Raw genomic sequence first — 9,116 nt, forward strand, 5'->3', positions numbered from 1 at the left:
CTTGTCATCGGACATCCCGGAGCGGATGTCAAGAGACCGACCCTGCCTGCCGGGTACAATGACAGGCAATCCGTCCAGTCCTTCTTGTTCTGAGGATCGGACAGGAGTTGCTTATGAGTGGCAATAGCACAGGTAAGATGAGCTTGTATCAGCAGGCATATCATTTCCTGGCTTCCAACAAAGGGGGTGCTGCAGGTCGTCGCAAGGCCATGAAGACCCTTCGTAAGACAGGTTCTCCGGCCTTCATTCGGGCCTGCGAAATGGTTGTCAGGAATAATCCGCATTTCTTCAGGGACAAGAGTGATTCTCAATATGTTGTCCTTAAGAAGAAATCCTTTGACAGGAAGGGGCGTGTGAATTCTCCTGTCAAGTCTTCGAACCGTAATGACGATAAGAAGGCTAGAAATCAATCGAAATCTCAGAGATCCTCTGTCAGACCTCCGTGGTGGAATCCAGAATTGGAAAGACTTGAGGAACTGGAGAGAACACATTCTCTGAATTCGAAGGATCCTTCAATCAATCTTGAGGCTCTGCGTTCCGGAAAGAAGTCCTTTTACGATTTTTCCGAGGAACAACGCGATGCCATGATAAGCTATGTCGAGAGAGCTTCTGGAATCTCGGCAGTTGAGAAGGATGCAATTTGTAATTATTTGATGGACTGATTCTTATGAAAAATAACGCATTGTTCGCCTCTCTCGCAGTCTTCGCGGTCATCGCCGCAGGGATCTGTGGGGTGGCCATCATCTCCGAGGAATCGGATGCTGCAGTTTCTGTCTCGCAGGAGACAATTCCTGATTTGGAAGTTTCTGTTAATTCATCTAGTACGTACTACGTCATTGGATTTCATCCAGGTGATGTTTTTACAAAAGTTGCAGTTGGAAACGTATTGAATGATCGTAAATCGACTATCGAAGATCAGTTGAATCCATACAACATCACAGTTACATATGGAGCTTCTAAAACATCTGGGGAATTTACCTATTCACCTTTTATGATTTCAGGTAATGCAAATGATTTCTTGGATATTCTTCCATTTACAAATGAAATAAGGTCTTCTACTTCGAATGCATCTATGACTGAGACGTTCCTTACTTGGTTGGATCTTGTACCTCTTTCTGAAATAGATATGGATTTCACATCTCCTGCTGCTGTCGATGCGATCTCTGGATCCTCCATATCGTATCAGGCCACTACGAATACGGATGGTGTGACCTTTTCTAAGGATGGAGGGAACGCTTCATGGCTTACCGTAACATCTGCAGGAAAGCTTACTGGGACCGCACCTTCGGTCACTGTTGAGACTGAATATACATTCGGTATCAAGGCTACTAGTCCTGGAGGACAGACTCTCACACAGACGGTCACGTTCACCGTGTTCCCCGTTGCTAAGCTTACGACCACTTCATCCAATGTCTCCGGAACCGTTGGAGAGACGATTTCGACTGTCACAGTTTCTTCTAATCTCAATGGTACGTTCTCCGTCAAGTCCGGGGAGCTTCCTGATGGGGTGAGCTATTCCAAGTCCGGTGACAAGGCGATCACGATCACCGGGACCCCGACATCCGTCGGATCCTCGACCGTCGTGTTCTCATGCATCTCTCTCGAGGGCCCCTCTCAGACGGCCACGATCAATCTGTCCTTCAACATCTCGGAGGCCGATCTGCAGATCACCTCCGAGCCTCCTACAGGGATCTTCAAGGTCGGACAGTCCTACTCCTACACCCTTGTTGCCAATCAGGATGTGACATGGTCGCTCGTCGGAGCTCCCGATTGGCTCGCCATCAGTTCCGGGAAGGTAGTCGGGTCCGTTCCCGCCACGTACGATGCGAACGCTACCGAGACGTTCTCCGTCAAGGCCACCACGACCGGAGGACAGAACGTCACCCAGAGCGTTTCCATCAGCATCGAGCCTACTCTCGAGTTCACCAGCAAGCCCACTGCCTCCTGTGTCGTCACTCCCGTCTACGAGTACGACGAGAACGGCAATCCTGTTCAGCAGATCGCTTCTTTCCTCGGTCTCAGGATGACGACCCTCGATGCCACCACCGGTACCGAGGAGGATATCGACTACACCGCGCCTGATGCGGTGGAGGCGATCACCGGTGCCAAGTTCACCTATAATGCGGCGACCAACATCACCGGCACCACCTATTCCAAGGTCTCCGGTGCGGATTGGCTTACGGTCACGTCTGCAGGTGTTGTCTCCGGTACCGCCCCCTCGGTCGATACGGTGACCGACAGCCAGATCGTCATCAAGGCCACGTCGCCCAAGGGACAGACCATCAATCAGACCGTCACGATCACAGTGTTCTCTGTCGCGAAGCTGACCGCTTCCGCGCTCACCACCACTGTCCATCAGGGCTCCGAGATGGCCGCGATCACGGTGACCTCCAATGTCGCCGTCACCTGGTCCACTTCCGGTACCCTTCCTGCAGGGGTCACGTTCTCCAACGGGGTCCTTTCCGGAACTCCCACCGAGCGCGGGACCTTTGACATAACCGTTCTCGGAGCCGCGATCGACGGACCTGCTCAGACTGCCACTGTGAAAGTGAAGGTGATCGTCGGTGAGCCTGTTCTGCAGATCACCTCTACCGCACCTGCCGATCTCTTCAAGGTAGGGCAGTCTTACTCGTATACTCCTGCGGCCAATGTCGCAGGTGTTACCTGGACCATAAGCGGGGACGGCATCACGGATTGGCTCGCCGTGGCTGAAGGGAAGGTCACCGGACAGGTCCCTACCAAGTATACCGATGCCATGACCGTCACGTATATCCTGAAGGCTGTGTCCCCTGAGAAGCAGGAGGCCACGCAGACCGTCACCATCACTGTCGAGCCGGTCATCGAGTGGACCTCCATCCCGACTGCGGCATGTGTTGTCCAGCCCGTGTACGATTACGCGGACGATGGGACGTACACCCCCGGTGTCATGAGGTTCTCCCTGTTCATGGACGTCTCCGCCGAGGGGGAGTCCAATGAGAACGCGGCGATCACCGAGACCGGTACCCGCACCTTCAGGTTCACCTGGACCGGGGAGAATGCCGAGAGGGTCGTCTGGGACTTCGGGGACGGCGAGACCGCCGAGGGATTCTCGGTCCTTCACACCTACAAGGAGAACGGGACCTACACCTACAAGTGCACAGGAATCAACTCCCTCGGATCTTCCGAGGTGAGCGGCAAGATCACCGTCGATGTCGATGATGCGTTCGACTGGTCCATCATCGTCTATATTCTGATCGCCGTTCTCGTGCTCATCGCCATCGTGATGCTCGTCAAGAGGTCCTCCAAGAACTCCGTGAAGGGTTCCAAGAGGGTCGGAGGTCGCTGAACGTCCAAACGAGGGGGCCACCGGCCCCCTCCCATTATCGATACCATGGGCTGGCTTTCCATTTTCAAGGCAGGTTCTCAGGGCGGCAAGATCACCATGAGCCTTTCCGCTCGCCTGGCCAACGTGTCCTCGTCGATATCCAAGTGGCTCTCGACGACCAAGCTCAGCAGTTGGCTGAAGGTCGGTGCCGCAGGCGGCATCGGGTACACGATATACCATGCCTGGGGGTCTGCCATTTCCTCCATCTCGGATGCCACCGGTCTCTCCGAGAACAACGTCGAGACCTTCGCGTTCCTTATCATCGGCGGGATGGTCGTCTATGTCGCGGTCAAGATTCTCCTTCCCGAGAAGACCGATGTCCAGGTCGTCAACAATATCCCGGAGTCCAAGCCTACGAAGAGATCCTCCTCCGGATTCTCCAGGTCCACCAAGAACAAGGGAGGGAGGCGCTGATGGATTCGAGACTCAGGATCTTCGCTGTGCTGTCCGTCGTCATTCTTTCCGTCTGCGCGATGGGTTCCGCCATCGCATTCGAGTCGGAGGAATCTGAAGCGACAGTCTCAGTTTCCAAGGGAACGTTTCCGGATTTGGGTGTATCTTTGAATTCTGCCAGTACGTTTTATACTGTTAAATTTCATCCAAATGATACATTTACAAACATTGCAGTTGGAAATGTTTTGAATGATAATAGATCTGGTCTTGAGAGTTTTTTGAGTTCTTATGACATCACAGTTACATACGGATCTTCTAGGACATCGGGAGAGTTCACATATTCTCCTTTTAAGATCTCAGGTAATGCTACCAATTTTTATGATTTCATTTCTAGTTTTCCTGGTAAGCATGAATCTGCAAAAATGAATTCTTCACAGACTCAGGTTTTCGCTACATATTTGTATTTTGAAGCTTTGGATCCTGAGCCTGTTACATCTATTACGATCTCTGGATCTAGCACCGTTACAAAGGGTTCTACCCTTACTCTTACGGCGACTACATCCCCGACATCCGCGGATGACCGTCATGTCACCTGGTCTATCCAATCTGGAAGTTCCTGTGTCTCGATTACCAGCACATCGGATACCACGACTGGCGGAAGATGTGTCATAAAGGGGGTCGCTGTAGGGACCGCTGTCATCAAGGCTATTGCTGCAGATGGTTCCGGTGTTACGAAGACCAAGACGATCACCGTCAGCAACCCGTCCTACAACTATAATCTGTATTATGACGCGAACGGCGGGAGCGGGGAACCGTCCACACAGACTAAGACCTCCTCGAGTACGTCATCGATCCTTAGTTTCACTGTCTCCTCCACTGAGCCCACCAGGTCCGGATACAACTTCCTTGGATGGTCCAAGTCCTCCACTGCTACGACGGCATCCTATCACGGTGGCGATTCGATCTCCGTCACATACGATGATGTCACGCTGTATGCCGTGTGGGAGAAGATCACGTACACCTGTAAGCTTCAGTACAATGCCAACGGAGGCAGTGGGGCTCCGACGACACAGACCTATACCGGGTCGTCCACATCCTCCCATTCCTTCACCGTCTCCTCCACCGCCCCGGTCCGTGACGGATATACGTTCCTAGGATGGTCCACCAGCTCCTCGGCCACGGTTGCATCCTATGTCGGTGGCAATTCCATATCTGTTTCTTACAACGGCACGACCACGTTGTACGCTGTGTGGGAGGAGAATGAACCTGTCCTCGTATGGACGACTTCGCCGTCCCAGGACTGCATCAAACTTCCGACCATCGTCTATGCCGATGACGGTACTTACACCATCCAGGGGGTGTCCGCATGAATTCCCGTCTTTTCGCCATCATCTCTATCATCATCCTGTCGTCGGCATCTATCGTTGTCATGTCCGACGATGCTTCTGCGGAATGGGTCGATCCCGAGTACAGGGATCCTCCTGCGGCGGATCATGTCATCAATATAACGAACGATCTGAGTTTCAAGGCCAGTGATCCGGAATTCATCATGGAATGGACCACTGATGATGCTCCCGGCGTTGACAATCCGGATGCTATGTTGGACCTTGTGCAGATCATGGATGTCTCATCGATATCCTCTCCTGATGAGATCGGTTTCGAGATCACCGATAAGGTCCTTCCTTCATGGATCAAGATCTCGACGGTCGATAAAGCGGATATGCCATTTAGTGACTCTATGGTCCTTACCATAATGCCTGCTCTTCAGCAGGTCGCAGAGGACACCCATGGCAAATATTGGATCTATTTCACCTGTGATCGTAACAATCATTCGGAGACAAAGACGTTCCTCCTTCAATTTGAAGTGAACGTGTCTTGGGATGGCGGTGTCATAGTCCCCGACGAGTATGTGACGTTCATCCTCAACCTCGATTATGGTTTCGAAGGCGGATTCCATAACAAGGTACTTCGGCAGGTCCTCCCCGTCGGGACCGAGGAGTACCGTTTCCCCGTGAAGGACCTCGGCATATCCCGTGAGGGATACATGTTTGGGGGATGGTCGCAGACATCCGGCTCGTCCGCATCCGATGTCGGTGACGAGTATCCGATGAACATCAACAATGCCAGTGTCACCTCCAAGGTCGTCGACGGCAGGACCGTCTATACTGCTACCCTGTATGCCGTATGGGTCCCCGTGGTTCCCGACGAGCTCGAGCTTCCCGATCTCCTTCAGGATACGTTGGATCTCCTGAGCGATCCCTATGTGATGATCCTGTTCTTCGTGATCGTCTTCGGTGCCGCGTTCATAGTCAGGTCCCGTAAGGTGGGTGGTATCTGATGCTGCCCCTTGTCGTCGGTGCCCTGAGCGCGATAGGCTCCGTCGTCTATCTGTATCTGGACTGGAACACGTCCCAGGACATCGCGGATTCCGTCTCCCAGATGGAGTACTACGTGAACCTGTTGAACGGGCAGATGTCCCTGACGGAGTTCATCGAGGGCGCTTGGCCCTCCATGGTCGTGATTGGTCTGATCCTCCTTGCCGGTTATATCATCGCCACTCCGCAGAGGAAGGGAGGCAGGACATGAACTGGAACTTCTGGCTCGGGACCCTGAGCGCGGTGTTGAACATCCTGTTCATCCTCGACTTCATAGCCTATGCTTTCACCGGCAACTCGCTCGCCGCGCTGACGTTCGGGGACGGGAGCTCCTCGCTCTCCGATATCATACTGACCTACATCCCGGACATGACTGCTGCGGAGTTCATCGCGGCCAACGGCATCCTGCTCGGTATCTCCATTTTCCTGGTGCTCGTGTCCATATGGATAGCATACGCGTCTTCAGGTGTCATCAAGGAGGTCTCCTCCTGTGACTGCAAGAGGGTGAGACCGTGAGACTGTTCAGGATGATCTCGGGGATCACACTCCTCACGGCCTCGGCATGGATGGGTCCTGCGATCGCATCTTTCCTCGATGTCTCCGAGACCTTCGGGTATGTGGGCATCTCATCCATCCTGGCGTTCGTCGGAGGGATGATGTTCTATTCCGGACTGCCCTTCGCGGGGAAGTCCAGTGTAAAGATCAAGGGGGTCTGAGGATGGAGCTCTCCGTCGCGACTGGACTGGCGGCCATGATCGGTGCCATCGCTGGATTCTATCTGGCATACCGCTACTACCGCAGGAAGATGTCGTACGAGGTCGAGCATGTACTCCGAGGACGATCCCCGGCCCTTCGAGGACACCGCTCCAGTGGGACGCACGTGGGCCGACATGGTGTACTCGGCGAGATGGCCGATCCTGATCTTTGTGTCCATCATCGTCCTGGTGATCGTCGGTGCATTGTTCAGGGACGATATCGGATCATTTGTCGCGAAATACTCCGACCAGATCAAGATCTTCGCGGCGGCGTTCGTCCTGTTCTTTCTCATAGGCCGTTACGTCACCAAGGTCTTCTTCCGCGTCCCCACCGTGGACTATCTCGTCCTGGACTTCGAGAGCTTCCGCGGGGAGATCTACCGCATACCCGTGCCCCTGCTCACCGAGCTCGCGATATCCGGAGGGAACAACCTCACGTTCTCGTGGAGGACCGGGGATGGTTTCCGCCTCGCCCGCAAGGTGGACCTCGAGAACGGCGTCATCGAGACGGCCTGGCCTCACGAGGTCCCCATCGAGCAGGCAGCTTTCACCTTGGCGGACCTGCAGATGCGTGAATCCGATTACGAGAGGCTCAGCATCGAGAATCTCTACCTCCGTCGCAGGCCCACGGTCATCGCCACGGAGCTCGCAGCAAGGTCCAACCGCTATCTCGCTGACGAGATCTCCGATGTCCTCAAGCTCGACGGCCTCGACCTCGACTCGTACCTGAACGGTTTAGATCCCCTGAGGGAGCGCAGGGAGCCGGAATCCGGAGGTGAGGACGATGGGGAGCAGGTTGCTGAATGAGCTCGAGACCATGAGGCACGGCATCATCGGCATCTGTGCCTCCGGCAAGCAAGGCAAGTCCGCTTTAGCTCATACGATAGTGAACATGGTCCCCAACTTCGTCTCGAGACCGCACTACCTGTTCGAGACCGCTGATGTGGACCTCACGATGTTCCCCGGTTATACGCTCGTCCATGACGTGGACGATATCCCTCCCGGTTCGGTGGTCCTGATAGAGGACCTCGGCAGGATCTTCCATTCCCGCGGATCGGGACAGAACGCGGAGCTTCCCAGATGGCTGGGCATCATCTCCCACAAGGACATCGTCGTCGTGTTCACGATCCAGAACTTCTCGGATGCGGACATCTCCCTTTTCAGGAGTCAGAACTTCATCGAGCTCCACAAGCTGATGTTCGACGAGGACCTGGGATTCGAGAGGGAGGAGTTCCGGGAGAACCAGAACATGGCCAATATCATGATCCGCAGGTTCGCCCTCGAGCATCCCGAGATCCCCATCGCCTCGATGGTGTTCTCCCCTCGCTATTCGGAGGTCACCGCATGGCCTCTCGTCCCGTGGTGGAACGACGAGTGCGCCCATTTCCTCCGTAACGCCCATGTCTCCATCCCCGACAGGAGGAGGTCCCGGACATGACCATCGTATTGACAGACCAGGAGATCGACCGTGCAGAGGCGTTCCGCCTCGCCAAGAGATACCGTCTCCCTCCGGAGGTGGTCCTCTCAGATGATCCCGAGATCCACAGATTTCTCACATTCCTGGAGCTCAACGGCATATCCGACACCCCGATCATGAGACGCATCTCGTCGTCGAGGATCCGCAGCGGCATGACCTCCGCGATGTCATCATCCGGTGCCACGTACGCGGACCGCCTCTCTCACATCCTCGATGTCGACGTTCCCGTGTCCTTCGTGGATCTCCGGCAGTCTCTCCCCGTCGACCCCGGGACTCCGGGGGACCACCTACCACCCTCCATCCCTCGTAACCCCCCGTCCGCGTCCGTAGACGCGGGGCCCGGCGGAGCAGAGGCCGAACGGCCTGCGGAGACCGGGCCAGGGGGTCCAACCGACACGCAGCGATGGGGGCAGCCGGGCGCCCCCGGAGCAAGTGTCGGCTTACCCGGGCGTCAGCCCGGGGCAAACCCTTTCCAAACCCTTTCCGGAGATCCATGACAAGGCAGTGATCGTGATGACGACAAGAAGACTGGAAGATTTCGATACCGACAGGGACGGCAGGATGATAGGGGCCCTCGGCAGGGCACAGGAGATGATAGACGCATTGCCGATCCTCGAGCGCCATGCCGTGGCCAATGCACTGATGACCCATCCGATCACGCGCTTCGTCCTGCGCTCCAAGGTGGAGTCTTCAAAGTATCCTGCCATAAGTGCTAGTTACCAATCCCTTTCCAAGATCATACTCGGAAGGAG

General features: G+C 54.9%; 13 protein-coding genes. 12 read left to right on the forward strand and 1 reads right to left on the reverse strand.

Annotation, left to right across the window (positions count from 1 at the left end):
- Positions 1-137: 137 nt before the first annotated feature.
- On the forward strand, positions 138-662 hold the full coding sequence (locus V5D86_RS09440; RefSeq protein ID WP_414596436.1) for a hypothetical protein: 525 nt from the start codon (positions 138-140) through the stop codon (positions 660-662).
- Between the two features lie 316 nt (positions 663-978).
- Here V5D86_RS09440 and V5D86_RS09445 read toward each other — a convergent pair whose 3' ends face one another.
- Positions 979-1,176: a hypothetical protein gene (locus V5D86_RS09445; protein ID WP_414596437.1), complete on the reverse strand. Its 198-nt coding sequence runs from the start codon at positions 1,174-1,176 to the stop codon at positions 979-981.
- A gap of 31 nt (positions 1,177-1,207) precedes the next feature.
- On the opposite strand from V5D86_RS09445, the gene V5D86_RS09450 reads away from it, so the two are divergent.
- From V5D86_RS09450 to V5D86_RS09500, 11 genes are all read left to right on the forward strand, one after another.
- The gene (locus V5D86_RS09450; protein WP_414596438.1) at positions 1,208-3,325 is read left to right on the forward strand and encodes a putative Ig domain-containing protein; all 2,118 of its coding nucleotides are present in this window, start codon (positions 1,208-1,210) and stop codon (positions 3,323-3,325) included.
- A gap of 96 nt (positions 3,326-3,421) precedes the next feature.
- A complete protein-coding gene (locus V5D86_RS09455) occupies positions 3,422-3,778 on the forward strand; it encodes a hypothetical protein (RefSeq protein WP_414596439.1) in 357 nt (118 codons plus the stop codon).
- Positions 3,779-4,230: 452 nt separating this feature from the next.
- Complete coding sequence (locus V5D86_RS09460) at positions 4,231-5,127, forward strand: InlB B-repeat-containing protein (protein ID WP_414596440.1); 897 nt, start codon at positions 4,231-4,233, stop codon at positions 5,125-5,127.
- Positions 5,124-6,095: a hypothetical protein gene (locus V5D86_RS09465; protein WP_414596441.1), complete on the forward strand. Its 972-nt coding sequence runs from the start codon at positions 5,124-5,126 to the stop codon at positions 6,093-6,095. Before V5D86_RS09460 ends, V5D86_RS09465 begins: the two co-directional genes overlap by 4 nt.
- On the forward strand, positions 6,095-6,343 hold the full coding sequence (locus tag V5D86_RS09470) for a hypothetical protein (RefSeq protein WP_414596442.1): 249 nt from the start codon (positions 6,095-6,097) through the stop codon (positions 6,341-6,343). The genes V5D86_RS09465 and V5D86_RS09470 overlap by 1 nt, the downstream gene beginning before the upstream one ends.
- Positions 6,340-6,648: a hypothetical protein gene (locus V5D86_RS09475; protein WP_414596443.1), complete on the forward strand. Its 309-nt coding sequence runs from the start codon at positions 6,340-6,342 to the stop codon at positions 6,646-6,648. The genes V5D86_RS09470 and V5D86_RS09475 overlap by 4 nt, the downstream gene beginning before the upstream one ends.
- The gene (locus tag V5D86_RS09480; RefSeq protein WP_414596444.1) at positions 6,645-6,848 is read left to right on the forward strand and encodes a hypothetical protein; all 204 of its coding nucleotides are present in this window, start codon (positions 6,645-6,647) and stop codon (positions 6,846-6,848) included. The genes V5D86_RS09475 and V5D86_RS09480 overlap by 4 nt, the downstream gene beginning before the upstream one ends.
- 108 nt (positions 6,849-6,956) lie before the next feature.
- Positions 6,957-7,694 (forward strand): hypothetical protein, encoded by a 738-nt coding sequence (locus V5D86_RS09485; protein WP_414596445.1) that lies wholly within the window; start codon positions 6,957-6,959, stop codon positions 7,692-7,694.
- Positions 7,672-8,325 carry a hypothetical protein gene (locus V5D86_RS09490; protein WP_414596446.1) on the forward strand — a complete coding sequence of 218 codons (654 nt, stop codon included), beginning with the start codon at positions 7,672-7,674 and terminating at the stop codon, positions 8,323-8,325. Before V5D86_RS09485 ends, V5D86_RS09490 begins: the two co-directional genes overlap by 23 nt.
- Complete coding sequence (locus V5D86_RS09495) at positions 8,322-8,861, forward strand: hypothetical protein (protein ID WP_414596447.1); 540 nt, start codon at positions 8,322-8,324, stop codon at positions 8,859-8,861. The genes V5D86_RS09490 and V5D86_RS09495 overlap by 4 nt, the downstream gene beginning before the upstream one ends.
- Positions 8,862-8,877: 16 nt before the next feature.
- Positions 8,878-9,116 (forward strand): hypothetical protein (locus V5D86_RS09500; protein ID WP_414596448.1); only part of this gene is annotated, 239 nt, incomplete at its 3' end.

This window comes from Candidatus Methanoprimaticola sp. MG2, assembly GCF_047501175.1.
GTDB lineage: Archaea > Thermoplasmatota > Thermoplasmata > Methanomassiliicoccales > Methanomethylophilaceae > Methanoprimaticola.

Excerpts from the sequence above, each read along its gene's own strand:
- V5D86_RS09475 (WP_414596443.1), top strand. The coding sequence starts at position 6,340 with ATGAACTGGAACTTCTGGCTCGGGACCCTGAGCGCGGTGTTGAACATC.
- V5D86_RS09455 (WP_414596439.1), top strand. The coding sequence starts at position 3,422 with ATGAGCCTTTCCGCTCGCCTGGCCAACGTGTCCTCGTCGATATCCAAG.
- V5D86_RS09445 (WP_414596437.1), bottom strand. The coding sequence starts at position 1,176 with ATGGAGGATCCAGAGATCGCATCGACAGCAGCAGGAGATGTGAAATCC.
- V5D86_RS09465 (WP_414596441.1), top strand. The coding sequence starts at position 5,124 with ATGAATTCCCGTCTTTTCGCCATCATCTCTATCATCATCCTGTCGTCG.
- V5D86_RS09485 (WP_414596445.1), top strand. The coding sequence starts at position 6,957 with ATGTACTCCGAGGACGATCCCCGGCCCTTCGAGGACACCGCTCCAGTG.
- V5D86_RS09440 (WP_414596436.1), top strand. The coding sequence starts at position 138 with ATGAGCTTGTATCAGCAGGCATATCATTTCCTGGCTTCCAACAAAGGG.
- V5D86_RS09495 (WP_414596447.1), top strand. The coding sequence starts at position 8,322 with ATGACCATCGTATTGACAGACCAGGAGATCGACCGTGCAGAGGCGTTC.
- V5D86_RS09470 (WP_414596442.1), top strand. The coding sequence starts at position 6,095 with ATGCTGCCCCTTGTCGTCGGTGCCCTGAGCGCGATAGGCTCCGTCGTC.
- V5D86_RS09490 (WP_414596446.1), top strand. The coding sequence starts at position 7,672 with ATGGGGAGCAGGTTGCTGAATGAGCTCGAGACCATGAGGCACGGCATC.